Annotated in this window: 15 protein-coding genes; 7 read left to right on the top strand and 8 right to left on the bottom strand. The window is 63.1% G+C overall.

The features are described from left to right. Positions 1-41: 41 nt before the first annotated feature. The 4 genes from JAB1_RS17505 to cphA (JAB1_RS17490) form a co-directional block, all read right to left on the bottom strand. Positions 42-2705: a TonB-dependent receptor gene (locus JAB1_RS17505; RefSeq protein WP_070281183.1), complete on the bottom strand. Its 2664-nt coding sequence runs from the start codon at positions 2703-2705 to the stop codon at positions 42-44. A 226-nt stretch (positions 2706-2931) separates the two neighbouring features. Beyond that, the gene (locus tag JAB1_RS17500) at positions 2932-6099 is read right to left on the bottom strand and encodes an EAL domain-containing protein (RefSeq protein WP_070281181.1); all 3168 of its coding nucleotides are present in this window, start codon (positions 6097-6099) and stop codon (positions 2932-2934) included. A gap of 173 nt (positions 6100-6272) precedes the next feature. After that, positions 6273-8843 (bottom strand): cyanophycin synthetase, encoded by a 2571-nt coding sequence (gene cphA / locus JAB1_RS17495; protein ID WP_070281178.1) that lies wholly within the window; start codon positions 8841-8843, stop codon positions 6273-6275. A gap of 77 nt (positions 8844-8920) precedes the next feature. Beyond that, positions 8921-11098: a cyanophycin synthetase gene (gene cphA / locus JAB1_RS17490; protein WP_070281176.1), complete on the bottom strand. Its 2178-nt coding sequence runs from the start codon at positions 11096-11098 to the stop codon at positions 8921-8923. A gap of 467 nt (positions 11099-11565) precedes the next feature. Here cphA (JAB1_RS17490) and JAB1_RS17485 point away from each other — a divergent pair, with 467 nt between their 5' ends. Beyond that, the gene (locus JAB1_RS17485) at positions 11566-13836 is read left to right on the top strand and encodes an ABC transporter ATP-binding protein (RefSeq protein ID WP_081345909.1); all 2271 of its coding nucleotides are present in this window, start codon (positions 11566-11568) and stop codon (positions 13834-13836) included. A 2-nt stretch (positions 13837-13838) separates the two neighbouring features. Continuing rightward, positions 13839-14309 carry a DUF1854 domain-containing protein gene (locus JAB1_RS17480; RefSeq protein WP_070260331.1) on the top strand — a complete coding sequence of 157 codons (471 nt, stop codon included), beginning with the start codon at positions 13839-13841 and terminating at the stop codon, positions 14307-14309. Between the two features lie 135 nt (positions 14310-14444). On the opposite strand, the gene JAB1_RS17475 is transcribed toward JAB1_RS17480, so the two are convergent. After that, the gene (locus tag JAB1_RS17475; RefSeq protein WP_070281174.1) at positions 14445-16973 is read right to left on the bottom strand and encodes a TonB-dependent receptor; all 2529 of its coding nucleotides are present in this window, start codon (positions 16971-16973) and stop codon (positions 14445-14447) included. 433 nt (positions 16974-17406) lie between these two features. After that, the gene (locus JAB1_RS17470) at positions 17407-18921 is read right to left on the bottom strand and encodes an AMP nucleosidase (RefSeq protein WP_070281173.1); all 1515 of its coding nucleotides are present in this window, start codon (positions 18919-18921) and stop codon (positions 17407-17409) included. A 122-nt stretch (positions 18922-19043) separates the two neighbouring features. Between JAB1_RS17470 and JAB1_RS17465 the strand changes: the two genes are divergently transcribed. From JAB1_RS17465 to JAB1_RS17450, 4 genes are all read left to right on the top strand, one after another. After that, positions 19044-19640 carry a TetR/AcrR family transcriptional regulator gene (locus tag JAB1_RS17465; protein ID WP_034783384.1) on the top strand — a complete coding sequence of 199 codons (597 nt, stop codon included), beginning with the start codon at positions 19044-19046 and terminating at the stop codon, positions 19638-19640. Between the two features lie 14 nt (positions 19641-19654). Continuing rightward, complete coding sequence (map, locus tag JAB1_RS17460) at positions 19655-20458, top strand: type I methionyl aminopeptidase (protein WP_070281172.1); 804 nt, start codon at positions 19655-19657, stop codon at positions 20456-20458. A 2-nt stretch (positions 20459-20460) separates the two neighbouring features. Further along, on the top strand, positions 20461-20985 hold the full coding sequence (locus JAB1_RS17455) for a hypothetical protein (protein ID WP_070281171.1): 525 nt from the start codon (positions 20461-20463) through the stop codon (positions 20983-20985). Positions 20986-21063: 78 nt separating this feature from the next. After that, positions 21064-21708 (top strand): heme-binding beta-barrel domain-containing protein, encoded by a 645-nt coding sequence (locus JAB1_RS17450; RefSeq protein ID WP_070260323.1) that lies wholly within the window; start codon positions 21064-21066, stop codon positions 21706-21708. 138 nt (positions 21709-21846) lie between these two features. Here JAB1_RS17450 and JAB1_RS17445 read toward each other — a convergent pair whose 3' ends face one another. Together JAB1_RS17445 and JAB1_RS17440 are read right to left on the bottom strand one after the other, a co-directional pair. Next, positions 21847-24309, bottom strand: a complete 2463-nt coding sequence (locus JAB1_RS17445) for an SEL1-like repeat protein (protein WP_070281170.1) — start codon at positions 24307-24309, stop codon at positions 21847-21849. A gap of 80 nt (positions 24310-24389) precedes the next feature. Further along, the gene (locus tag JAB1_RS17440; RefSeq protein ID WP_070281168.1) at positions 24390-25175 is read right to left on the bottom strand and encodes a helix-turn-helix transcriptional regulator; all 786 of its coding nucleotides are present in this window, start codon (positions 25173-25175) and stop codon (positions 24390-24392) included. Between the two features lie 101 nt (positions 25176-25276). On the opposite strand from JAB1_RS17440, the gene JAB1_RS17435 reads away from it, so the two are divergent. Continuing rightward, complete coding sequence (locus tag JAB1_RS17435) at positions 25277-26167, top strand: DMT family transporter (RefSeq protein WP_070281166.1); 891 nt, start codon at positions 25277-25279, stop codon at positions 26165-26167. Positions 26168-26196: the final 29 nt, after the last annotated feature.

The following is a 26196-nucleotide window of genomic DNA, read 5'->3' as shown; positions in this document are numbered from 1 at the left end:
GGCGCTGAAAACCCTCGAAGGAAGAAAGGGTGGGGGACGGGCTAGTAGCTCCAGCGGACGGATAGACCGACAACCTTGTCATAGCGCCGCACATCGCGCACATACTCGGGCGTGTCGTGGTAGTCGCGGTAGGTCGAGTCGAGCAGGTTGTTCGCGTCCAGCGTCACCGTGGTGTTCGGGTTGAGCTTGTACGAGACCGACGCGTCCAGGGTCTTGGTTGGCGCGACGGTCAGGTGGATGCCCTTGCCGCGGTAGTTGTAGTCGTCGACGTACTTGTCGCGCCAGCTGTAGGCCAGGCGCGCCGACCACGGTCCCTGTTCGTACAGGCCGACGATATTGGCCGACCATTTCGACATGCCCGTGAACGGATGCGCGCTGCCATTCAATTCTTCCAGCTCGCCCGTCATGTAGGTGGCGTTCGCTTGCAGGCCGAGGCCGCTCATCCAGCCTGGCAGTTTGTCGTAGAACTGCTGGTAAGCCATTTCCACGCCTTGCAGATGGCCCTTCGAGGTGTTGCGCGGACGCGTGATGTCGTACTCGATGCCGCCATACGTTTCCTTGGCCGAACCGGACAGGATGTAATTCTTGAAGTTGTGGCGGAACACGGTGGCCGTGACGGAACCCGTTTGCGCGAAATACCATTCCAGTGCCACGTCGAGGTTCTTGCCTTCCACGGGTTTGAGGTCGGGATTGCCGCCGTTGCCCGTCGGGCGCACCATTTCCAGGCTCTGGCCCAGGGTCACGCCGGGGTTGAAGTCGGCGAAGTTCGGGCGCTGCACGGCCTTGCCTGCCGTCATGCGGGCGATCAGGTCCTGGCGCAGCATGGCTTTCAGGGTCATGCTGGGCAGCACGTCCGTATCCGAAGTCTTCACGCGTACGGGCGTGATGATGCCGTTTTGCGAGGAATTGCCTTGCAAGTCCTGCTTGGTCTGCACCACGCGCACGCCCAGGGTGCCATCGACCGGTACTTGCGCCAGGTCAAAGCCGATGCGCGCCTTGCCGTAGACGGCATTGGTTTTTTCCACGTCCTTGAAGTGGGTCATCGGATCGTCCGGGCTGCGCTCGCTGCTGCCCGTAAACAGCTGGCGCAGGGTGTCCGTGTTGTTGAGCATGAAGTCGCGGCATGGCGTGAGCCAGCTTTGCAGGCCGAAATTGCCCGTGTTCTTGTGCGAAGTGCAGGCCAGGCCGGGCAGGGCGTCGGCAGTCATGATCGACGTCAGTCCGCCTTGCACGTTCTTTTCGCGTATCGATTCCGCCTTGCGCTTGGCCAGGCGCACGCCGCCCGAGAATTCGCGGAAGAAGCCCGTGCTGTCCATGTCGTAGGTAACGTCGCCGCGCCAGTCGGTCGAGCTGCCTTCATCCTGGCTGTGATTGTCGTAGAAGCCGAGCAGGGTGTAGTTCTTCGGATCCGTCATGTTGTAGCCGGGGTAGCTGATCTGCGCGCCGCCGTTGACGTTGGTGCTGCCGATCACGCTGGTCGGATGGGCGAGGAAGTCGAGGATGGGAAATTCGCGCTCGAAGTTGCTGACCGTGCGCGCCAGTTCCGTGGTGGCGCGCAGCTGCGGTGTGATGTCCCAGCGCGCGCCGATGGCGCCTTGCGAACCGATCGAGCGGTCGCGCCGCGCCTGGGTCGAGCCCAGCGTGAACGGCGACCATGGGCCGTCGATCTTGCCCACCGTGGCCGCCTGATTGGTGCCGGGGATCAGGGTGATGTCCGGGTTCTGGCCCCACGGCAGGGAACCGACGAAGAACTGGCTGTCGAACGCATGCTTGATCAGGGTCGACATGCCTTCCGCATACACTTCCACCTGCGAGTTCGGGCGCCACTGGAAGGCGGCATTCGCCGCATAGCGCTTGCGGTCGCCCACGGTCGGGATCATGCCGACGGAATCGGGACCCGTGATATTGCCCGCGTCGGGGCGCTTGACGGGTTCGGCATTCCAGATCGTCTCGTCATAGTATTTGCCGCGCTGGTAGGACAGGCCGAGCAGGGCGCCGAATTCGCCGTACGGGGTCTTCCAGCGGTTCGAGACCATGCCGCTGACGTTCGGGTCCGTCGAGCCGGATTTGTCGCGGTGCTCGGCGCGCACGTTGCCCGATGCCGTAAAGCCCTTGAAGTCGAAGGGGCGGTTGGTGCGCACGTCGATCACGCCGGCCGTGCCGCCTTCGACCATGTCGGCGCCCTGCGATTTGTACACGTCCACGCGCTGCAGCATGGCCGTCGGGATGTCGGCCAGGTACAGGCTGCGGCCCACGGAGGTGAACATTTCGCGGCCGTTGAGCAAGGTCACCACGCCGGGCAAGCCGCGGATGATGACGGTACCCGCTTCGCCGCCTTCGCGGCGGATCTGCACGCCCGTCACGCGGCCGAGGATTTCGGCCACGTTCTTGTCGGGGAATTTGCCGATTTCATCGGCGACGATGGAATCGACCACCTGGTCGTTGTTTTTCTTGATCGTCTGTGCGCTTTGTGCCGCGCGACGCACACCGGTGACGGCGACGACGGCGATGCCGGCATTGTCGGTCGCCGGTGCTGCTGCCGATGCCGTTTCTTCCACTGGCGTGTCCACGGCGGGCGCCTGTTGCGCCCAGACGGAAGCGCTGCTCAGCAGGCCGGCGCCGGCCAGGGCGGCCACCGTGGCCTTCAAGGTCAACCGTGTGTTTTGTCGCGACGTGCGGGTGCCCGTTGCCATCAATTGCTTCATCTTGTCTCCACCTGTATTTTAGTTATGTTGAGAACGCTGCGGCAGTCGCCGCCAGAGCTGGAACTTGCTCAGAAACATGGTAGGTGGGAATGACTTTGCCCCACAAATGACTTCTTTTGCGATGTCAATACCAATTCCGGTATCCCTGCTGCATTCATGCGCCCTGGCGGCCGCCGCGCGTTGTCGAACCTGGCGCCTGCGCGTTGCGGGCGCTCCACAGGAAGTGTCAGGCGGCGCAGGACGCGGTGGTTTGCGCCAGCCAGGCCATGAAGTGCGCCTGCGGCATGGGGCGGGCAAAGTAATACCCTTGCAATTCATCGCAGCCGGCATGACGCAGCACGTCGGCATCGGCCGCGCTTTCCACGCCTTCGGCGGTGACCGTCAGACCCAGGGTATGGCCAAGGCCGATGATGGTTTTCGTCACCGCCAGATTCTGCGGCGAACCGTGGATGTCCTGCACGAAGCTCATGTCGATTTTCAGCTTGTCGAGCGGGAAGCGGCACAGATAGTTCAGGCTCGAATAGCCGGTGCCGAAATCGTCGATCGACAGGGCAAACCCCAGCGCCTTGATGGCGTGCAGGGTGGCGATGGTGTCGTCCACGTTGTCCATCAGGATGGACTCGGTCAGCTCGAATTCTATCTGTCCCGGCGTGACGGGAAATTCGCGCAGCACTTCGCGCAAGGTGGCCACCAGGCCGCCGCTTTTCAGCTGGATGGCCGACAGGTTGATCGACACGGCGATGTCGCCCGCGCCCGCTTCGCGCCAGGCCACTTGCTGGCGGCACGCCTCGCGGATGACCCACGCGCCGATGGAGACGATCAGGCCCGATTCCTCGGCGGCGGGGATGAAGCTGTCGGGCGCGATCAGGCCGTGCTGCGGATGCTGCCAGCGGATCAGGCTTTCCACGCCATTCAGGCGGCTGCTTTTCGCATCGATGCGCGGCTGGTAGTACAGCACCAGTTCCTGTCGTTCGATGGCGTGACGCAGATCGCTTTCCAGGTGCAACTGCTGCAACTGCTGCTCCTGCATCTGCGGCGTGAACATGCGCGCGTGATCGCGTCCGCCGCTCTTGGCCTGGTACATGGCCGCATCGGCGTGGCGCATCAGGGTATCCATGTCGCCGCCGTGGTCCGGATAGATGGCCACGCCCACGCTGCACGAGACATACAGCTCGTTGCCTTCCACCTGGTGCGGCTGGCGCATGGCCGGTATCAGCCGCGTGTCAAGCAGGGCGGCGATGGATGCGGCGTCGCCGATGCCATTGAGGATGACGACGAATTCATCGCCGCCCAGGCGGCTGACGGTATCGCCTTCGCGCACCAGCTGCAGCAGGCGCGCCGACACCGATTGCAGCAGCGCGTCGCCCACGTGGTGGCCCAGCGCGTCGTTGACGTGCTTGAAGCGGTCCAGGTCGACGAACAGCACGCCCACCTTTTCGCCGCTGCGGCGCGCCTGCGCGATGGCTGCCGCCAGGCGCAGGTTCGACACGTGGCGGTTCGCCAGTCCCGTCAGCGCGTCGTGGTGGGCCATATGCTCGATCTGCCGCTCGCTGGCCTTGCGTTCGCTGATGTCGAGCGAACTGGCGATGAAATGCGTGGTGACGCCATCGAGGTCGCGCACGGCGTTCATCACCAGCCAGGCGGGATAGCTTTCCAGCGACTTGCGCTGCACCCGGATCTCGCCCTGCCAGTAGCCGCGCCGCGCCAGGGTCCGGCGCAGGCTGTCGAGCTGCTCGGGACTGTTGTCGGGTGCGAGCAAAAAGGCCGGGCGCTTGCCGATCAGCTCCACCATGTCGTACAGCGAATGGCGGCGGAAGGCCTGGTTGACGGTGATGATGCGCATGCCGGCGTCCATCACGATCAGGCTTTCGGCGGACGCCTCGAAGACCTTGGCCCACAGTTCCAGGCGCGACTCCATCAGCTTCATCTTGTTGATCGGCGTGAAGGTCGACAGCACGGCGCGCTGGCCCTGGTAGTCGATCAGGCGCGCGGAAATCAGGGCCCACGTTGGCGTGCCGCTGCCGCTCCAGCACACTTCGAATTCATCGACGGCGCCCAGGTCGCTCAAGCGCTGGAAGAAGCGCGAACGGGCTTGCGGACTCATGCCGCCCACCCACGGGTCCAGTTCCAGGCCGCCCTGCCACGCGTGCGCGGCATGGTTCGCGTGCAGTACCTGGTGATGGGGGATCGAGGTGACCATCAGCGGGATGGGAATGGCGTCGACCAGCTGGCGCTGCGCATCGGCCGCGCTGGCGCTGGCCACCAGTTCCTGCTGCGCCATGCGCTGGAAATCGAGCTGCTGCAGCATGGTATTGAAGGCGCTGACCAGACGCCCTGTTTCGTCTTCGCTGTCCCAGATGGCGCGCAGGCTATGGTCGCCCGTTTCGCGCACTTCCTGCGCCACGCGCGCCAGGCGGCGGATGGGCAGGGCGATCTGGCGCGCGACGAAAAACACCAGGCCCAATATCATTACCAGCAGCAGCACGGCCGTGCCCAGGTGCAGCCACATGCGCGTAAAGAAGCCGTCCACGCGCAGCTGGATCAGGCGGTGCAATTCGCCTTCCGCTTCGCGCCAGGCATGCAGCAGGGCCGCAGAGGCGGCTGCATCGTGGCGCAGCAGCGCTGCGCTGCCAGCGGCACGGACAGGCGCGCCGGCCAGCGCCTGGGTGCTGGCGCGAAACTGCGCCACGGCTTGCTGCAGGGCCGCGCGCGAGCCGTCCAGGTGCTGGCGCAGCAGCGGGGTACTGGCCGCGAACGCCTCCGTGTAGTCGCTGCCGATGCCGCCCATGGTGGCGTCCATGCGCCCTTCCAGGATCAGGAACTGGGTCTGCAGGCGCTGGCGCTGCGCGCCTTCGGCCGTCGCCAGTTGCAGGGCCAAGGCGCGCGTGCTGTTGATTACTTCCAGCAGTTCCGGAAAGCGCAGGATCACCAGCGACATGGTGTAGTAGCTGTCCAGGTCCGGGTCGAGGATCAGGTTCGACTGGTTGCCCACGCGCGTGAGCAGTGCGCGTCCGGCAACGAAGGCGGGCGAGGGCGCGATGCCGTCGTCCGTCGCAACGGGCGTGCTGCCGGACTGGCGCAGCAGGGCGGAAAATTCCCTGCTCAATTCCGCGCTGCGCATATCGCTGCCGAACTGGCGCTCGGCCAGTTCGATGGCAGCTGCCGATCCGGCTGCATCGGCTTGCGCGCGTGCCAGGGGCAGCAGCGCATCGCGGATCGCGGCGATGTAGTCGTTGCCCGCCATCTCCTTGCGCGAGAAATCGATGGCGATGTATTTTTCGTTGATGAGGATGCCGGAAATGAAGATGACGGCGGACAGGTCGAGCAAATAGATTAGCGCCAGTTTGCGCCCCACCGTCAATTTCCCGATCATGCGCGAGATTCTGCCCACCATGCGTGCCCCACCTTCTTGTCAGCCCATTTATGTTTTCTTATGAGCAATTTCCATGCCTGAAGTTACAAGCTTGCAAGGAGGCTTTTGCACCATGCGGGTGCGCTCAGGGAGGCGGCGCGCGCGCATAAAAAAGGGCGGCCCGCAGGCCGCCCTTGTATGCAGTCAGGCTGCGCTTACGCTTCGGCGACGCGCTTGGCGATGTGCGCCAGCGCTTCTTCCACCTGGTCGATCAGGATCAGGCACAGATCGCCTTCGTTCAAGCGCGCCAGGGCCTTGTCGATGGCGACGAATTCGCCGTTGATTTCATCGATATGGCTGGTGCGCTTGGCGCCGTCCAGGCCCTGGCGCAGCAGCGCCACGACTTCGCCGTCGGCGCGGCCGCGCTGGCATTGATCCTGGTACAGCAGTACATCGTCGAAGGCGGCGCCGAGGATTTCCGTCTGCTGGCGGATGTCTTCGTCGCGGCGGTCGCCGGCGCCGCTGATGACCACCGAGCGGCGCTTGGCCGGCATGCTTTCCACGGCTTGCACCAGCGCCAGGATGGCGTCCGGATTGTGGCCGTAGTCGGCGATCAGCGTGGCTCCACGATAATCGAAGACGTTGAAGCGGCCCGGCGCATTGTCGGCTTCATTGGCAAAGGTTTTCAGGCCCAGCGCGATGGTTTTCCAGTCCAGGCCCACGGCCCAGGCGGCGGCCAGCGATGCCATGACGTTGTCGACCTGGAAGCCGATGGCGCCGTTGCGCGTGATCGGCACCTGCGACAGGGCGATTTCGTGGCGTTCCTTGCCCTGCGCCGCGACCAGCTTGCCGTCTTCCACGTACACCACGCGGTTGCCCTGTGCGCGGTGCGTGGCCATCACGGGATGCGTCTTGTCGGCGGCGAAGAAGGTCACCGTGCCGCTGCAATTCTTGGCCATGCGCGCCACGGCGGGGTCGGTGGCGTTCAGCACGGCCACGCCGCTGTCGGCCACGTTCTGCACGATCACGCGCTTCAGGACCGCCAGGTCTTCCACGGTGGTGATGTAGTTCAGGCCCAGGTGGTCGCCGGCGCCGATGTTGGTCACCACGGCGACCTGGCAGCGGTCGAACGCCAGGCCTTCGCGCAGCATGCCGCCGCGAGCCGTTTCAAACACGGCCGCGTCCACGTCCGGATGCAGCAGCACGTTGCGCGCGCTGCGCGGGCCGCTGCAGTCGCCGCTGTCGATCTGGCGCCCTTCGATATACACGCCATCCGTATTCGTCATGCCCGTGCGCAGGCCGGAAGCCGTCAGCAGGTGGGCGATCAGGCGCACGGTGGTGGTCTTGCCGTTGGTGCCCGTGACGGCGACGACGGGAATGCGGCCATCGTCGCCCTCGGCGAACATGGCGGCGATGATGGCTTCACCCACGGGACGCGGCTTGCCGAACGACGGCGCCAGGTGCATGCGCAGGCCCGGTGCGGCGTTCACTTCCACGATGCCGGCGTTCTGCTCTTCCAGCGGTTTCAAGATGCTTTCGGAGACGACGTCCACGCCGCAGATGTCCAGGCCCACCATGTGCGCGGCCGCGACGGCGCGCGCCGCCACTTCCGGGTGCACGTCGACGGTGACGTCGGTGGCCGAGCCGCCCGTCGACAGGTTGGCGTTATTGCGCAGGATCACGCGCTGGCCCACGGGCGGCACGGATTCGGCCACATAGCCCTGCTTGGCCAGGCTGGCCAGGGCGATGTCGTCGAAGCGGATTTTCGTCAGCGAAGTGGCGTGGCCGCTGCCGCGGCGCGGATCCAGGTTGACCTGGTCGACCAGTTCGCGCACCGTGTGCTGGCCATCGCCCACCACTTGCGGCGGGTCGCGGCGGGCGGCTGCCACCATCTTGTTGCCGATGACGAGCAAACGGAAATCATGGCCCGGCAGATAGCGCTCGACGAGGATATCGTCGCGGAATTCCTGCGCCGCGAGGAAGCCGGCCGTCAGTTGTTCGCGCGTGGTGACGTTGACGGTCACGCCCTTGCCCTGGTTGCCATCCTTCGGCTTGACGACGACAGGCAGGCCGATCTCGCAGGCGGCGGCCCAGGCATCGTCCGCGTCGACGGCGACACGCCCGTGCGGCACCGGCACGCCGGCCGAGTCCAGCAGTTTTTTCGTCAGTTCCTTGTCCTGCGCGATGGCTTCGGCGATCGCGCTGGTGCCGTCCATTTCGGCGGCCTGGATCTTGCGCTGCTTGCTGCCCCAGCCGAACGTCACCAGGCTGCCTTCTGTCAGGCGGCGGAACGGGATGTTGCGGGCCACGGCGGCGTTGACGATGGCGCCTGTCGATGGGCCCAGGCGCACGTCTTCATCGAGTTCCTGCAACTGGTGCAGCGCGCCGGCCAGGTCGAACGGCGCATCGTCGAGCGCGGCCTGGCACAGCTGCTGCGCCAGTTCCAGCGCCAGGCGGCCGACGGCTTCTTCCGAGTATTCGACGACGACCTGGAAGATGCCCGTTTCCAGGGTCGGCGTGGTGCGGCTGAAGGTGACGGGGCAGCCGGCTTGCGCCTGCAGGCCCAGCGCCGCCAGTTCCAGCACCTGCGCCATCGGCGCGGCGTTGTAATTGCCCAGCGGTTGCAGCGGGCTCAGTTGCGGAAAGCGCGCGCGCAGGCGGGCTTCGAAGCCGGGCAGCTGGGCGATGTCGAGTTCCTGCGTGGTGCAGGAAACAATGGCTTCCACGGCGGTGTCGTGGCTCCAGAGGTTAGGGCCCCGCAAGGCCCGTACGCGAGATACTTCCATAATTAAACCGTAATCCTGTTGTGTTCTTGTGGGCCCGGCCTTCATGGCCGGGCTTGAGTGCTGCTTTGCCTGTGCTGTCAGTTGCCGATGCAGCCGGGGGCCGCGTCGAAGGTGCGCAGTCCGGCGCAAATCAGATCGACGGGCAGGTTCAGGGCCCAGGCGGCCGCCGCGACGGCCAGCACGCTGTCGACATTGCCGGCTGTGGCCGGTTTCAGCAGGTCCAGGCACAGCAAGACCGTTTCGATGCCGCCTTCGGCCAGCACGATGTGGTTGCCGCGCACGAACACGGCGCGCTGGCCGGCGGCAAGTTGCGCCGCGATGGCGGCCAGGCTGCCATCCTGCGCATACAGGGTCACCGTGCCGTCGCACAGCTCGGCCAGTTCCAGCACATGCGCGTTGGCGGCATTGAGCACGGCCACGCCCGTCGGCACCACCACGTCGACCTGGCTGCGCACGGCCTTGTACAGGCCCGCTTCGTCCAGCACGTCGAAATCCTTGACGCTATCGAGGCTGCCCATGTCCGTGACGACGCCGATCTGGCACTTGTCGTAAGCCAGGCCTTCGGCCAGGATCATGCGCGGATTGCTCTCGAACAGGGCCGTCTGCACGGTGCGGTTGAGCAGCAGGCGCTGGCCTGCGTCCCAGTTCACGCAATCGCTGCTGACGACTCTGCGCTGGTCCAGATACATGCCTTCGCTGCAGACGGCGCCCGTGTGCAGGCCCGACAGGTTGAGAAGCTTGCACAGCATGCGCACGATCAGGCTGGCGCCGCGCGTGCCCGTCACGCCGATCAGCGGAATGCGGCCCGTTTCCTCGGGCGCGAACAGATGGTCGACGATGGCCGCGCCGACAGGGCGGGGCTGGCCCACGCCCGGCTTGATGTGCGCCAGCAGGCCAGGGCTGGCATTGACTTCGATGATGGCGCCGCGCTGCTCTTCCAGCGGACGCGTGATGTCGGTGGTGACCAGGTCGATGCCGGCGATATCCAGGCCAACCACGCGCGCGGCCAGCAGGGCCGCATGCACGACGGAGGGATGCACGTCGTCCGTGACGTCGATGGCCACGTTGCCGTTCGGCTGGATCAGCACTTTCTGGCCCGCCTGCGGCACCGACAGGGCGGTCATGCCCTGGCGCTGCAGTTCCAGCACTATTTCGCCCGATTCATGCGGTTTGACGGTACCCAGCGGGAAATCTTCGCCTTCGCCGCGGCGCGGATCGGTATTGATCTGCGTGTTGACCAGTTCCAGCACGGTGGAGACGCCGTCTCCGTCGACCCACAGGGATTCGCCCTTGGCGGCCGCGATCAGTTTGTTGCCGACCACGAGCAGACGGTGTTCATCGCCCGTGATGAAGCTTTCCACCAGCACGGCCGAGCTGTCGCCCTTGCGCGCGGCCAGGTCGTAGGCTGCCTTCACGTCCGCTTCCGTCATCAGGTTCAGGGACACGCCGCGGCCATGGTTGCCGTCATAGGGTTTGACGACGACGGGCACGCCGATGTCCTGCGCTTCTTCCCAGGCCGCTTCGGCGCTGCGTACCAGGCTGCCTTCGGGGACGCGCACGCCGCACGATTTGAGCAGGAACTTGGTGAGATCCTTGTCGCTGGCGATGCCTTCGGCGATCGCGCTGGTGCGGTCCGTTTCGGCCGTCCAGATACGACGCTGCGCGGCGCCGTGGCCCAGTTGCACGAGGTTGCCGTCGTTCAGGCGCAGCGAAGGGATGCCGCGTTCGGTGGCCGCATCGACGATGCTGGCCGTGCTCGGGCCCAGGCAGCGCGCGTCGACCATGTCGCGCAGGGGCGCCAGGGCCGCTTCCAGGTCGTAGGTTTCATCGTTGATGGCGGCCATCAGCAGTTCGCGCGCGGCGGCCAGGGCGGCGCGGCCCACATGCTCTTCGCGCGTGCGGAAGGCCATCTTGTAGACGCCGCGCTGGCTGGTCGAGCGCGTCTGGCCGAAGCCCGTGCGCATGCCTGCCAGGTTTTGCAGTTCCAATACGACGTGTTCGAGGATGTGGGCCGACCACGTGCCTTCGCGCAGGCGCTCGAAAAAGCCGCCCCGTTCGCCCACGCCGCAGCGGTGCTCGATCATGCCCGGCAGCCACGCCACCAGGCGCTCGTACAGGCCGGGCAAGGTATTGGATGGATAGTCTTCCAGTTCGCCGATGTCGACCCAGGCTTCAATCACCGGGCGGTAAGTCCAGATGTTGGGGCCGCGCAAGTGGGTGACGCGGGCAAATTCGATGTTCTTCTTCTTGATCATGTAAGTGGTTTCTTGATAACAAGCCAGGCGTCTGGGCGCCAGATACTTTATGTTGGCTCTACAGAGTCTTTTCAGGCTCGTGCTTGGTTCTTTATCCCGGGTATGCGCAGTGTGCCACTTTTAGCGGCCTCTTGTCGCGTTTGCTTCTCGTATTCTGCTGGTGTTGTCATTCTAATTGTTACTAATTGTTGCCATACTTGTTATAAAGATACCGACTCTGGGCTAAGCTGGAGCATTTGCGCAACAGCGGGCTGTTGTATACTTGCCGCTGGTCGATGGCCGCTCATTTTTTTGCTCCGTTTTGCCATCATTCCTTACCGGCAGGCATCCATTCGATACAATACAGGAAATTGCCACTGGTGCATCTGCCTCGCCATCGCGCAGTACACAAACATTGATCGGGCGTCTGCCCCATCCCCCAAATCCCGCCCTGAAGGGCTTGGCCTCGAGCCGGAGTATGCTTTACGATGACAACTGAACTGAGTGTTCCTGCAACAACTATTCCCCTCACTTCGCTGCCGGAACACTGGCTGGCGGAAGTGGAAAGCAACCTTTCTCCAGGGGAGAACGTTTTAAGTAGCGTTGAGGTTGACCTCGATGCGCGATTACGTTTCACAAAAGGCATAATTGTTGTCACAGAGAAGCGTTTACTGGCCCGTTCCCCGGGCGATACCGTCTGGAAAAGCTGGTCTTTCCGCCCCGGACTGCGCCTGACGCACCATGACCACGCCGGTGTCGGCCACCTGGAACTGTTCGACGACCACGGCCGCCTGGCGTCGTGGCGCTTCACTTTGGGCCAGAACCTGCATGCGATCCGCGTGCTGGAACAGTTCGTCGAGCGCCTCGACAGCCACCTGACGGGCCAGCCCGTGCTGGAAGCGGAGCAGGAAGTGTGCCCCAGCTGCAAGGCGCCCTTGGAACCGGAGCAGGAAGAATGCCCGATCTGCGCCAAGGTACTGCACACGCCGCCATCGACCTGGACCCTGTTCCGCCTGTGGCGCTTCGCCCACCCCTACCGTGGCCAGCTGGCCCTGGGCTTCATGCTGATGCTGCTGAGTACGGCCGCGCACATGATTCCGCCCTACCTGACGGCGCCGCTGATGGACAATGTGCTGATCCCGTATCAGAACGGCAAGCATATCGACCCCTGGCTGGTGGTGTACTACATGAGCGGCTTGCTCGGTTCGGCCCTGCTGGCCTGGCTGCTGGGCTGGGGCAAGACCTATGTGCTGGCCCTGGTGTCCGAACGCATGGGCGCCGACTTGCGCTCGGCCACCTATGAACACCTGATGAAGCTGTCGCTGGAATTTTTCGGCGGCAAGCGCACGGGCGACCTGATGGCGCGCATCGGCAGCGGCAGCGACCGCATCTGCGTCTTCCTGTCGCTGCATTTGCTCGATTTCGCGTCCGACGTGCTGATGATCATCATGACAGGCGTGATCCTGTGGTCGATGAATCCGTGGCTGGCCATCATGACCCTGGCGCCATTGCCGTTCATCGCCTGGATGATCCACCTGGTGCGCGACCGCCTGCGCACGGGCTTTGAAAAGATCGACCGCGTGTGGAGCGAAGTGACCAACGTGCTGGCCGATACCATCCCCGGCATCCGCGTCGTGAAGGCGTTTGCGCAGGAAAAACGCGAAGCGGCCCGCTTCCGCGACGCCAACGCGCACAACCTTGCCGTCAACGACAAGCTGAACAAGGTTTGGTCGCTGTTCTCGCCTACGGTTTCCTTCCTGACGGAGATGGGCTTGCTGGTCATCTGGTGCTTCGGCATCTGGCAATTGTCGCGCGGCGAAATCACCGTCGGCGTGCTGACCGCCTTCATCGCCTACAGCACGCGTTTCTATGGCCGACTCGATTCCATGAGCCGCATCGTCTCCGTGACGCAGAAATCGGCGTCCGCCGCCAAGCGCATCTTCGACATTCTCGACCACGTGTCGAGCGTGCCGGAACCGGCGCAGCCCGTCAAACTGGACAAGATCGAAGGACGCATCGATTTGCGCGAAGTCGGTTTCCGTTATGGCAACCGGGCCGTCAACCGCGGCATCACCCTGAACATCAAGGCGGGCGAGATGATCGGCCTGGTGGGCCACAGCGGTTCGGGCAAGAGCACGCTGGTCAACCTGATTTGCCGTTTCTACGACGTGTCGGAAGGCGCGATCTTGCTCGATGGCGTCGACATCCGCTCGTTTGCCGTGTCCGACTACCGCCGCAACATCGGCCTGGTGCTGCAGGAGCCGTTCCTGTTCTTCGGCACCATCGCGGAAAATATCGCCTATGGCAAGCCGCACGCGACGCGCCAGGAGATCATCGCCGCCGCGCGCGCCGCGCATGCGCACGAATTCATCCTGCGCTTGCCGCAAGGCTACGATTCGATGGTGGGCGAGCGTGGCCAGGGCTTGTCCGGCGGCGAACGCCAGCGCATCTCGATTGCCCGCGCCCTGCTGATCGACCCGCGCATCCTGATCATGGATGAAGCAACATCGTCGGTCGACTCGGAAACGGAAAAAGAGATCCAGAAGGCGCTGGACAACCTGGTGCAGGGCCGCACGACGATCGCCATCGCTCACAGGCTGTCGACCCTGCACCGGGCCGACCGCCTGGTGGTGCTGGACCGCGGCCAGGTCGTCGAAGTGGGCAGCCACGATGAACTGATGGCGAAAGAGGGCGCCTATTTCCGCCTCTACGAAGCACAGGCGCGCAACAACGAACTCGCCCTGGATGACAAGGAATAAGCATGGCCAGTACAACTTTTACATTAAGCCGCGACACCTTCGGCAAGCTGGTGATGACGGACGCGGACGGCCAGGTCTTTGAGGGCGTGGCGCCCGTGCGCGCCTTCCCCATCCAGTCACCCGACGAAGGCATTTCGCTGGTGCTGGGCAATGGCAAGGAAGTGGCGTGGATCGACCGCATCGACGCCTTGCCGGAACCGGCGCGCAGCCTGCTGCAGGAAGAGCTGGAAGGGCGCGAATTCATGCCCGAGATCGCGCGCGTGAAAAGCGTCAGCAGCTTCGCCACGCCATGCACCTGGCATGTCGATACGGACCGGGGCGAGACGCAGTTCGTGCTGAAAGGCGAGGAAGACATCCGCCGCATCGGCGCCACTTCGCTGCTGATCGCCGATAACCACGGCATCCACTTTTTGATCCGCGACATGTTTAATATCGACAAGACGACACGGAAGATACTCGACCGCTTCCTGTAAGCGATTGCCTGTCTTGAAAACCGCTGCCTGCAGCGGTTTTTTTTTCGTCTGCAGGGAATGAAAAAAGCCGCATGAATATGCGGCTTTTGGGAGAGTATCGGCAGCCATTTCAGGCCACCGGGGGATTGCGCTGCATTACATGAACTTGTAGCCTGCGCCGATGTAGAAATAGCGGCCACGGGCATTGTACAACTGGGCAAAGCCCAAGGTGCCGTACTGATTGCTCGAACCCATGACGCTATAAGGCGGCATGCGGTCGAACAGGTTTTTCACGCCGGCCGACAAGGTCAGGTTTTTCATCATCACGTATTGACCCGTCAAGTCCACTTCGGTGTGCGAAGGAATCGTACGCGTGCCTGGTTTGATTTCGTCGCGGCGCAGGTCCGAGTCGATCATGTCGCCCGTGGTGCGCACGACTACGGAACCCGATACATTGTCCTTTTCCAGGCTGGCCGTGAGTGTATTGCGGTACTTCGGATTCATGTAGGTCTTGAGCGTGCTTTGCAGCTTATCGCTGGCCGTATCCTGCGTTTCCTGTTTGGTGTACACGGTTGCGGCATTGCGCAGCGTGAATTTACCGAACATCGTTTGTGGCGATGTGTAGCGGATATCTGTATCGACACCCTGAATCTTGGTGGATGCCAGATTCTGGTTGTTCAGCAAGATGCGCGCTTCGCCGTCCTTGATCTCATAGTTGCCCAGTTTGATCGCCTTGAGTTCCGTCAAGGTGCTGATTTCATTTTTCTTATCGATACGGAAGTAATCCACGCTGACGGTCAGCGAATTGACTGGCGAGAACACCATCCCCAGATTGTAGGTCTTGCCCGTCTCAGGTTTCAGGTTCGGATTGGAACCGGTGACCTGGTAGTAAGGGAAGTTGCTGCAGGCACCTGCCAGCGATGGGAATGCTGCGCAAATTTCCTGATCATCCGTTGAATTGGCGCCGGCATCGATGCCGCCGAACATTTGTTTCAGCGAAGGCGCAAGGAAACTGCCCGCGTACGATGCACGGAACATCAGCGTATCGAGTGGTTGGTAGCGCAAGGCCACTTTCGGGCTGGTCTTGCTGCCGACCTTGGATATGTCGTCGTAACGCAGCGCGAGCTGGGCTTCGACATTTTTGATGAACGGAATCGACAGTTCGCCAAAAACGCTCTTCGTATTGCGATCCGCCTTGACGGCAGCTTGCTGGATGCTGCCGAACACCAGGCCATCGATCTGGTTCTGGTCGGGCTGATCGCTCAGCGATTCCTTGTTGTAGGAAACGCCAACAGCGTAGGCCATCGCACCGCCTGCCAGGTCCATGATGGGGGCGGATGCCTTGGCGTTGAAGAAGGTCATTTCCGACTTGCCTTCGCGCGATGGCGAGATGCGGATTTTGTCCACTTCCGATTGCGGGTTGTTGTTGCTTGCTGGATTGATCAAGCCTTGTTCAATCGCCTTGTTGAACAGTACGCTTTGGGCGTAGTTCGAGTCATGATTGCTGGCTTTGCTGATACCCTTGCCGATGGCCACATCCCAATCGATGCCGCGGGTCGTGCCTTCCAGGCCAGTCGAGAACTGGGTCAGCGTGCCTTTGCGTTTCGTGGTGCGCGGACCCATTTGCATGAAGCGACCCAATACGGTGTCATCGCCAACTACGAAGGCACCTGGAGCCGGCTGGGCTTCAAAATTATCCTTGTTTTCCGAATAGGTTAATTCGGCAAAAGCGCGAATGTCATTGTTGACCTTGAAGCTGCCGATCAACATGCCGCTCACGCGGTCGGCACCATTGATGGAGGTCAGAATAGCCTTATTGAAATCGAAGCGGCAGCTGCCATTCTGCAAATCGGCAGGGGCGCATGGCACCAGTTGGCCACCGCTAACGATGTTGCCGTTCGGCGAGTAACCGCTGCGGCCATCGATACCGCCAGGGAAGCGGCGGAAGTCAGCCGAGCTGGTCAGGTCGCGGTCCTTGCGATAGATGGGATCGCGCTTGAGCACGTCAACCGTGGCCAACACGTTGAAGCCTTGTTCATCGTAGTCGCCGAAGCCGTAGACCAGGCTGGCCGTTTTTTCCTTGGCATCGGAACGCGAGCTTTGGCCGTAGCTGGCTTTCGCCTCCAGGCCCTGGTAATTTTTCTTAGTAATGAAGTTCATTACGCCAGCGACGGCATCGGCACCATAGATGGCCGAGCCGCCATCTTTCAGGATTTCAATGCGCTCCAGCGCGCCAAGAGGAATGACGTTGACGTCGACAGCGGCACCGGCGCCGGAACCATCGGCCAGCGCATTGGTTGGCAGGCGGCGGCCGTTCAGCAGGATCAGCACGTTGCGTTCGCTCAAGCCGCGCATCTTGATATTGGTCGTTCCCGAACCCGAAGGCGAGTTGGCACTCAGTTCACCTTGGTCATTGATGTCGATCGAGGCGAGGTTCTTGACCAACTCGGCAACGCTGGTGGCGCCGGTGCGTTCAATGTCTTTCTTCGTGTAGATTTCGACGGGGGCCGCGGTTTCCGCGTCCACGCGCTTGATGGCGGAACCGGTGACGACTACGCGTTGCAGTTTTTCCTCGCCAGCCTTGGCATCCTGCGCTTGGGCGGCCTGGTGCATGAAACCTGCGCTCATGACCAAAGTGCCGGCAAACATCATGCGCAAGGATTTGCTTAATTTCTTTTCAATCATTGTCTGTCCTCCAACTAGGAAACTTTAGTTTCCTTAGGGTTTTATTTAGCTATTTGAAATTATTTTCAAAGTTACCATGTTTGCAAATTTAGTATTTTAAATTTGCAATTCATCAGACCATTTTTTGATCTTGACTGTCAAGAACTGCCGGGTATTTGTGCATGCGCATGGCACACACCAGAATGACGAGACATGAATTTAATTTGTGATGAGCAGGAAAGTATTAAATTCCAATTGTTAAATAAATTAAATTTGCCATTAGGGAAAATGATCGTTGAAAGTTCGGTGTTTGCCTGCTACCTGTCTAGACAGCTGTTGTTTTTTTGTGACGATATTTTCGTCGTATAAGGCAGGGGGGCGGCATTGCCGTGACTGGGTGCGAGGCAAAAAAAAAGCCGCCCGGCGAGGGCGGCTTGCGTGGCAAATGCGGCGCTTACTGAAACGCCACTTCCGCAAAGCTGCGCAGCTTGCGGCTGTGCAACCGGTCCACGCCCTGGCGGCGCAGCAGTTCCACGGCGCGGATGCCGATGCGCAGATGCTGGTCGACCCGCTCGCGGTAGAAGTGATTGGCCATGCCGGGCAGCTTGATTTCGCCGTGCAGCGGCTTGTCGCTCACGCACAGCAGGGTGCCGTAGGGGACGCGGAAGCGGAAGCCGTTGGCGGCGATCGTCGCGCTTTCCATGTCCAGCGCGATGGCGCGGCTCTGGCTGAAACGGCGTTCCGGCGTGCGCTGCGGCAGCAGTTCCCAGTTGCGGTTGTCCGTGCTGGCCACGGTCCCCGTGCGCATGATGTGTTTCAGATCGTGCCCCGTCAGCTGGGTGATTTCCGCCACGGCCGTTTGCAGCGCCTGCTGGATTTCCGCCAGCGGCGGGATCGGCACCCACAGCGGCAAGTCTTCGTCGAGCACATGGTCTTCGCGCACATACGCATGCGCCAGCACGTAGTCGCCCAGGCTTTGCGTAGTGCGCAAGCCCGCGCAATGGCCGAGCATCAGCCAGGCGTGCGGACGCAGCACGGCGATATGGTCGGTGATGGTCTTGGCATTGGCGGGACCGACGCCGATATTGACCATGGTGATGCCGCTGCCGTCCGCGCGCAGCAGGTGGTAGGCGGGCATCTGCGGCAGGCGCGGCGGCGCGGCGCCCAGCGCATCCTCGCTTTCGACCGTCTGGCCGACCCGGCGCGTGACGACGTTGCCCGGTTCGACAAAGGCGATATAGCCATCGTCGTCCGATGGCGCGGCCGTATCGGGCGCGCGGTCCATCATGGCGTGGCCCAGGCGGATGAATTCATCGATGTAGAACTGGTAATTGGTAAACAGGACGAAGTTCTGGAAATGCTGCGGCGACGTGCCGCTGTAGTGGCGCAGGCGCTGCAGCGAGTAATCCACGCGCGGCCCCGTGAACAGGGACAGCGGCTGCGCTTCGCCATGCGCCGGTTCGTGCGTGCCGTTGGCGATGCCGTCGTCCATGGCCGACAGGTCGGGCAGGTCGAACAGGTCGCGCATGGCCAGGCGGCGGCCCGCGTCCATATTGCCTTCGATATGGTCATGCTCGGCGAACGAGAAGTGCACGGGAATGGGCTGGGCGCTCACGCCCACTTCCAGGTGCACCTTCTGGCCGCTGTTATGGTTTTTCAGCAGCAGGGTGAACTGGTCGAGGTAATAATCGCCGAACAGGTCGGGGCGCGTCAGGGTGGTTTCAAACACGCCGGGGCCGGCGACAAAGCCGTAGGCCAGCGGCGAGTCGGCGCGCGCCACGGTGTCCGTCTGGATGCGCACGAAGGGGTAGCAGGCGCGCACTCTTTCGTGCATGTCTTCGCCGGCGACAAAACGCTGCAGCGCATCGCGCAAGTGTTCGATGCTGCTGCGGTAGATGGCTTGCACTTGTTCCAGCGCCAGGCGTGGATCGTCGAAGCGGGAGGAGGCGATGAAGGGGGGCGTAAGCAAGCGGATTCTCCTTGTGGCGGTTCGTGCATACCATTGTAAGGCAGCGAGGCAACTCTTGTTTGTCCCGTCTTCGCCGAACGGGAGCGCTTGACGGATTCAAATAGAATCTGTATTCTATTTGAATGGTCAGACTAGCCAAATTCAACGAAAACAACTTCATCGACAGCGCGATTGCCGTCGCCGCCCAGTGCGGCGTGGGTGCCGTCTCGATGGCCGCCATCGCCGTCAAGGCCGGTGCGCCCATCGGCTCCGTGTATCACCGCTTCGATTCGCGCAACGCCATCCTGGCGCGCGCCTGGCTGCGCGTGAAGAGCGACTTCCGCGAGGAAGTAGCCAGCCGCTGGCTCGGCGGCGACACCTGGGCCGGCGTGCACGGCTTGCTGGACTGGTGCCGGCGCAAGCCCGTGTATGCGCGCTTCCTGCTGCAATGCGCGGACAGCCCCGATTTCAGCAGTGGCCTCAGCGAGGAGTTGCTGGCCGCCGTCGAAGAAGAGCAGGCCGCGCTCGACGCCTGCTTTGTCCGCTGCGCCGAAGCCATGCCCGCCACCACGGAACTGGACCTCGATCACATGCTGCTCAAATTTGTCCTGATCGACGCCCCCGTGGCCGTCGTCAAGCCTTACCTGACCCAGGAGCGGCCGATACCTGCCAGCGTCGACGCCATGCTGCGCGCCTCGCACGATGCCGTGCGCGGCTGGGCCGCCCACACCACACACTAACCAAGAAGAAAACCATGCGCTATTCCACCCAGCTTGAACACGGCAAGAAAATCCCCCTGCACGACGAAGAAGGTTTCATCGGCATGCGCGCGGCCGGCCGTATCGCCGCCGACACGCTCGACTACATCGCGCCTTTCATCAAGCCTGGCGTGTCGACGGCCAAACTCGACGCCCTGTGCGAAGAGTTCATGCGCGCCGCCGGCGCCATCCCCGGCACCATCGACTACCACGGCTACAAGCACGCCAGCTGCATCTCCGTCAATCACGTGGTCACGCACGGCATCCCGTCCGAAACGAAGATCCTGAAAGTGGGCGACATCCTCAATATCGATGTGACGCCGAAGTTCAACGGCTGGTTCGGCGACACCAGCCGCACCTTCAAGGTGGGCGCCGTCTCCATCCTGGCCAACCGCCTCGTCAACACGGCGTATGACGCCATGATGGCCGGCATCCACACCGTGCGTCCCGGGGCTACCTTGGGCGACGTGGGCGCCGCCATTGAAGCGGTGGCCAAGGCGCAGGGCTTTTCTTCCGTGCGCGATTTCTGCGGCCATGGCGTGGGCCAGGTCTTCCACGACACGCCGCAAGTGCTGCATTATGGCCGCGCCGGCACGGGCATCGTGCTGGAACCGGGCATGATCTTTACCATTGAACCGATGCTCAACGTGGGCAGCTACCAGGTCAAGGTCTTGCCGGACAAATGGACGACGGTGACGAAAGACCGTTCGCTGTCGGCGCAGTTCGAACACTCGCTGGCCGTGACGGAAACGGGTTTCGAGATTTTCACGCTGACCGGTTCGACCGACCCGCTGGTGTAAGCATGGATGAGGCGCGCCGGCAGCAGCTCACCGATATCGTCGCCGCGAAAGCCGGCGTGGATGTCGCTTGCGCGGCGCGCCACCTGGCGCTGCATGATGGCGACGTGGCGGCCGCCCTGCGCGGCATCGACGTGGAACGCTACACGCTGACGCAGCGTCTGCTGAACAAGTACCGGCGCGATCCGGACGACGCGCTGCAGCACGTGGCGCTGGCCGTGCTGCAGCACGAAGGCATCCGCAGCGACAGCGTGCTGCGTGCCGAACGTATCGCGGCCCTGGCGCCGGAAGTGGCATGCGTGCTCACGCTGGCCGAGTGGCTGGCCTATGTGGACTGGGAAGGCTTCGACAGCGCGCTGTACGCGAACATCGACGCGGTGGCGGCGATCATCGCCGGTGCATTGGGCCTGCCCGAGGTGGCCGCCAACCTGCTGCAAACGCGCGATGAAGCCGTGTTTGAAACGCAGCGCCCCGCGCTGGCTGCCGCGGCCCTGCTGTTTATCGAGCGCCACACTACGCAGTTTCCCTGACGGCTGGCGCTTTGCCCTCGGGCGGCGTGCATCTTACAATGGCGGCAAGCACTGTTGCCCCATTTTGAAGATTTCCGCATGAGCGATTTTCCCGAAGATATCTATACCGAGCCGTCCGCCGACGTGCACACCCTGAACAACCTGGGCCCATTGACCGGCATGGCCGGCATCTGGACAGGCACGCGCGGCCTGGACGTCAAGCCGAAGGCCGACGGCCCGCGCAAGCAGGCTTTCGTCGAGCGCATCGAACTGCAACCGATCGACCCCGTCACCAACGGCCCGCAACTGTTCTACGGCTTGCGCTACTACATCCACATCACCAAGCCGGATCAAGTCAAAACGTATCATGAACAGGTGGGCTACTGGCTGTGGGAGCCGGCCACGGGCGCCGTGATCCAGACCCTGGCCATCCCGCGCGGCCAGATCGCCATGGCGTCCGGCACGACGACGGCGGACGCCACCAGTTTCGAACTGGTGGCCAAGCGCGATTCGACGGCGTACGGCATCTGCTCGAACCCTTTCCTCGAACATGCGTTCACCACCGTCGAATACCGCATCAAGGTCGATATCCACGCCGATGGCACCTGGGGCTACGACGAAGACACGGTCATGCTGATCCGTGGCAAGGATGAACCGTTCCACCATACGGACCGCAACCTGCTGACCAAAGTCGGCGAGCCGACGCCGAACCCGATGGCCCTGCAGGCGCTGGCGGCGGTGTAAAAATCAAAAAGCGGCGACTTTTTCCGCTGCTCTGCTGGAGCGCCTGAAAAATGCTCAGGGCTAGGCGCGTTGCCGCAGGCAGTACGAACGTACGGCCAGGCAACGCAACAACGCCATGGGCTTTTTCTCAGGTGCTCCTTAAGGCTGTCCCTGGGCCACGGCCTTGATCGCGCGCTCCTCGCCCATGGCGGCGGCGATCTTCCAGCGCTGCATGGCGCTGGCGCGGTCGGGGCGTTTCAGGCCCGCGCCTTCCCAGTCCATCAGTCCCAGGTTGTAGATGTCGCCCGCGCTGCCCTTGTCGGCGGCCAGGGTGAACCATTTGCGCGCTTCCTTGTGGTTGACGGGGATCTGGTAGCCGCGCACATGGTACAGCCCCAATAAATGCATGGCTTGCGCATTGCCCTTGTTCGCGGCCTGTTTCAGCAGGTCGAGTCCCCGCGCCATGTTGCGCGGTTCCTGCCAGCCTTCGGCCAGCATCACGCCTTTCGCCGTCAGCGCATAGCTGTCGTTCTTCACGAGGCCCTTGCCGATCAGGGGCTTGGCGGCCAGCTGGCGCGCTTCGCGCTGCTGCGCCGTCGGTGCCGTGACGGGGCCGGGCTTGCCTTCGCCCATCAGCAGCATCCAGCCATACAGGCCATACGCGCCGGCGTCGCCCTTGCCGACCAGGCTTTCCAGCATGGCCAGCGCCTGCGCCTTGTCGCCATTTTCGTACAGCTTGACGGCTTTGGCGCTACTGGCGTCCGGCGGCACGGCGGCCGGCGCATGGGGCGCGACAGGGACGGACGCCATGGCCGTTTGCGGCGGCGCGGAAACCGGGCGCACGCGCACAGGCAAGCCATAGCTGGCGGCCAGCACGGCCAGGCTGGCGGGAACGAGGATCAGCACTTGCGCCAGCTGGTTGCGGCGGCCCTTGCCGGCGATGCCCATGGCGCGCTCGGCTTGCTGCTCGCCGCCCAGCGCCTCGCTGAGCACGGCCTTCACCTTGCGGTTGAACAGCCAGTAGCCGGCGCCCGTGACGAGCAAGCCGGCGACGGCGGCCGCACCGCGACCGGCGAAGAACCAGGTGGCGATGGCGGCGGCCAGGGCGGCCAGCGCGCTTTTCCACCAGAATTGCTTGGCCAGCCGCGTGTAGACCTGGCGCAGGGCGCCGAGCACGCAGGTACGCACATTCTGCGCATAGTCGGCGGAGACGACATCGACGTGCGCGTGGTCCGCGTCGCCGCTGAGGACAGACTCGATCACGTCCGCGTTCAATTCCGAGGCGGCCACGTCGCGCAGCGGCGTCAATAAACCCTGCACGTGGGCCGAGAACAGGCCGTCGTCGGCGCTGCCGGCCAGCGCATCGCTGAGCGCCTTGAGGTCGCCGCGCAGCAGCTTTTCCACGATGTCGTCCAGGGTCAGCCAGCGCAAGTCCGTGCCGTACGCCACCAGGTGGTGCTTTTCTGCGTTGCACGATGCGTCCAGGCGCACGATGCGCAGCTTGGCCGCATACAGGGCGTCGACTTCCTGCGGCTGGTCTTCATTGTAAATGCTCACTTTCGCCAGGGCCAGGCTGCTGGCGATGGCGGCCAGTGAGTGCACGCTTTCCTTGTCACGGATGCGGCGCGCGTCGTCGGGCGCCTGCTTGGGCAGGCTGACGCTGTAGCCGGGCGCCACGTGCACGTCGACCCAGGCCGCCTTGCCCACCTTGCCGGAGCCGTCGCAGGGGTTGCAGCGCAAGTCGCCCACGCCGCTGCAGGTGCGGCAGGTAACGCTGCCGCTGGCGCGGCAGGTGCCGCAATTGATGTTGCCGGATCCGTGGCAGGTGCTGCAACTGACCTTGCCGTAGCTGCAATGGTAGCAAGAGCGGTATTCGGTGCGGTACTGGGGCCGCGTTTCGCTGTGGTAGCTGGTGTGCGAGCTGCCGTTGCTATAGGTGGTAGTGGGCACTTGCACCGTGATGTAGTCGGTGACCTGCTCGGACACCGTGCCGCTGCCGCTGCAATACGAGCACGATACCTTGCCGCTGCCGTAGCAGCCATAGGCGTCGCAGCTGACGGTGCGCCCGCCGTGGCAGCTCCAGCAGGTTTCCGTCGTCGCGCCGTGGCAGGTGTGGCAGCTGATGCGGCCTTTGCCGATGCAGTTGCTGCAAGTGTCCAAGTGCCAGTACTTGACGGCATGCGGCAGGTAGACGCCCGCTTCGACGCCGTTGTAGGCCTGGCCCGCCTGGCGCAAGGCATTGTCGAGCTTGCCCGCCGCGCGGCGCAGCCGTTCCTTTTCCTGCGCGTGAGCGAGTGCTCCCACCTCGTGGGAGCCACAGTGGCAGTCATTGCCCGCTGGCGCGAAATAGCCATTGATGACGCGCTGCTCGAAGCGCGCTTCCAGTGCGTAATTGGCTTGCAGGGAAAAATCCTGCAGCACGTCTTCTTCGCCCAGCGGCGTGATGTCGTGCGGCTCGAAACGCGTCTTGTCCTGCACCAGGGTGCGAAGCTTGCCCAGGACGGTGGGTATCTCTTCCTTGTCGAGCTTGATGGGCGCTGGCGCCGTTACGGCCGTTGCTGATGCCTGGGGCATGTCCTCGCTGCCTTGGGTATCGGTGGCCGTGTCGGTGCTGGGGTTCATGCGCGTCCTTTTGCTCTCTGGAAAGATGTTTGAATTTTAGCATCCCCATATGACAAAGCCGACAGCCCTGGTCCGCTTTTTCAGCGCAGGCCGCGGCGGAACTGGTCGGGCGTGCCGCCGCTCTGGCGCCGGAACATGGCGATGAAAGCGGAAGCCGTGCTGTAGCCCAGTTCCAGCGCGATCGCTTGCACGGTGTCTCCCTGTTCCAGCAGGGGCAGGGCGGCCAGGAAAACGCTTGGCGCTTTGGGCGCCATTTCGCCGAACGGCATGCCCAGTTCGCGCTGGCAGCGGCGCGCCAGAGTGCGCTCCGTGACATGCAGTTGCGCGGCCCACTCTGCCAGTGAGCGGTTACTGCCCGGCTCCGCCTGCAGGGCCGCCAGCAGCGCCGCGATGACGGGCTCGTCGCTGCCCGGCAGGTAGTTGCGGCTGCACGGCGCCAGCTGCAACTGGTCGACCAGCACTTGCGCCAGGCGCTGGTCGGCCAGGGTGGCGGGCGTGGTGACGCCGCGTTCGGCAAAGTCGCCGAGTATGGCTTTGAGCAAGGGACTCAATACCAGCGCGCACGGCTGCGCCGGCAACTGCGCGCACAGGCTGGCATCGATATAGGCCGAGTGAAACACGACATCCTGGCGGATATAACCGTCGTGCAACGTCTCGGGCGGTATCCACACGGCGTACTGGGGCGGCGACAGATAGCGCTGGCCCGCCACCATGATTTCCATCACGCCCGTGGAGCAATACGTGAGTTGGCCCCACGGATGGCTCTGGTAATCGAATTGCTGGTGCGCGTGGTAATCGTCGAGGCGGAAATACACGGGATAGGGCAGGGCGTCGGAAACGGCGGGGAAATGCTGGTTGCTGGCCATGGTGTCTTTGTCCTGTTCTTCGCATCATTTGTCCGGTATTCATTATATCCATGGAATCAGACCATGCGAAAATGACGGTCTTGAATATTGGAGTTCTTTGCATGCAAACCAGGCATTACCTGTTTCCCGTGATCGCCGTGCTGATCTGGGCCATCAATACCATCGTCAGCAAGATGGCCGTGGGCGTGATCGATCCGGCCGCCATCTCGTTCTACCGCTGGCTGCTGGCCGGCGTGCTGCTGGCGCTGGTCTTCAGCCGCGCCGTGTGGAAGCAGCGGGCCATCGTGAAACCGTATATGGGAAAACTGTTTGTGCTGGGGATGCTGGGCATGGTCATGTACCAGTGCCTCGCCTACATCGCCGCGCAAACGACGACGGCGACGAATATGGGCATCCTCGCTTCCTTGATGCCGCTGCTGGCCGTGGGCCTGTCCGTGCTGTTGTTGAAAGAGGCGCCCACCGTGGGCGGCGTGTTTGGCGGCCTCGTGTCGCTGCTGGGACTCGGCTATCTGCTCAGCCATGGCGATCCGGCCGCCCTGATTTCCCATGGCGCGGCAGTGGGCGACGCCCTGATGCTGCTGGCGTGTCTGTCGTATGCGGGCTATGGCGTGCTGCTCAAGCGCTGGAAGATTCCCCTGAATAACTGGCACTCGCTGCTGATCCAGGTGTGGTGCGCCGTGCCCGTGCTGTTCGTGTATTACCTGAGCCAGTCCGCGCCGCCCGTGACCGGCGCCGGCTTGCCGCTGGTGCTGTTTGCCGGCATCCCCGCGTCCATCATCGCGCCGTTCTTGTGGATGCACGGCCTGGCCAAGCTGGGACCGAGCCGCGCCACGACGCTGATGAATCTGCTGCCCGTGTTTACGGTCATTATCGCCATGCTGTTCCTCGGTGAAACCTTGCACAGCTACGATGTGATCGGCGGCGGCGTGACCCTGCTGGGCGTGGTGATGGTGCAATATCTGAAGCGCCCCCTGCGCCGTGCCAAAGCCTAGTTTTCTTGCTATGCTGATGTTTTGCACAA

The sequence above is a fragment of the Janthinobacterium sp. MP5059B genome (genome assembly GCF_001758645.1).
Classification (GTDB): domain Bacteria; phylum Pseudomonadota; class Gammaproteobacteria; order Burkholderiales; family Burkholderiaceae_D; genus Janthinobacterium; species Janthinobacterium lividum.
Note: the sequence above shows the minus strand (reverse complement) of the source record. Positions and strands in the feature narration are given on the sequence as shown.

What these genes read in the sequence shown, in the direction of transcription:
- JAB1_RS17505 (WP_070281183.1), bottom strand. Translation starts at nt 2,705, where the DNA reads ATGAAGCAATTGATGGCAACGGGCACCCGCACGTCGCGACAAAACACA.
- JAB1_RS17500 (WP_070281181.1), bottom strand. Translation starts at nt 6,099, where the DNA reads ATGGTGGGCAGAATCTCGCGCATGATCGGGAAATTGACGGTGGGGCGC.
- cphA (WP_070281178.1), bottom strand. Translation starts at nt 8,843, where the DNA reads ATGGAAGTATCTCGCGTACGGGCCTTGCGGGGCCCTAACCTCTGGAGC.
- cphA (WP_070281176.1), bottom strand. Translation starts at nt 11,098, where the DNA reads ATGATCAAGAAGAAGAACATCGAATTTGCCCGCGTCACCCACTTGCGC.
- JAB1_RS17485 (WP_081345909.1), top strand. Translation starts at nt 11,566, where the DNA reads ATGACAACTGAACTGAGTGTTCCTGCAACAACTATTCCCCTCACTTCG.
- JAB1_RS17480 (WP_070260331.1), top strand. Translation starts at nt 13,839, where the DNA reads ATGGCCAGTACAACTTTTACATTAAGCCGCGACACCTTCGGCAAGCTG.
- JAB1_RS17475 (WP_070281174.1), bottom strand. Translation starts at nt 16,973, where the DNA reads ATGATTGAAAAGAAATTAAGCAAATCCTTGCGCATGATGTTTGCCGGC.
- JAB1_RS17465 (WP_034783384.1), top strand. Translation starts at nt 19,044, where the DNA reads ATGGTCAGACTAGCCAAATTCAACGAAAACAACTTCATCGACAGCGCG.
- map (WP_070281172.1), top strand. Translation starts at nt 19,655, where the DNA reads ATGCGCTATTCCACCCAGCTTGAACACGGCAAGAAAATCCCCCTGCAC.
- JAB1_RS17455 (WP_070281171.1), top strand. Translation starts at nt 20,461, where the DNA reads ATGGATGAGGCGCGCCGGCAGCAGCTCACCGATATCGTCGCCGCGAAA.
- JAB1_RS17450 (WP_070260323.1), top strand. Translation starts at nt 21,064, where the DNA reads ATGAGCGATTTTCCCGAAGATATCTATACCGAGCCGTCCGCCGACGTG.
- JAB1_RS17445 (WP_070281170.1), bottom strand. Translation starts at nt 24,309, where the DNA reads ATGAACCCCAGCACCGACACGGCCACCGATACCCAAGGCAGCGAGGAC.
- JAB1_RS17440 (WP_070281168.1), bottom strand. Translation starts at nt 25,175, where the DNA reads ATGGCCAGCAACCAGCATTTCCCCGCCGTTTCCGACGCCCTGCCCTAT.
- JAB1_RS17435 (WP_070281166.1), top strand. Translation starts at nt 25,277, where the DNA reads ATGCAAACCAGGCATTACCTGTTTCCCGTGATCGCCGTGCTGATCTGG.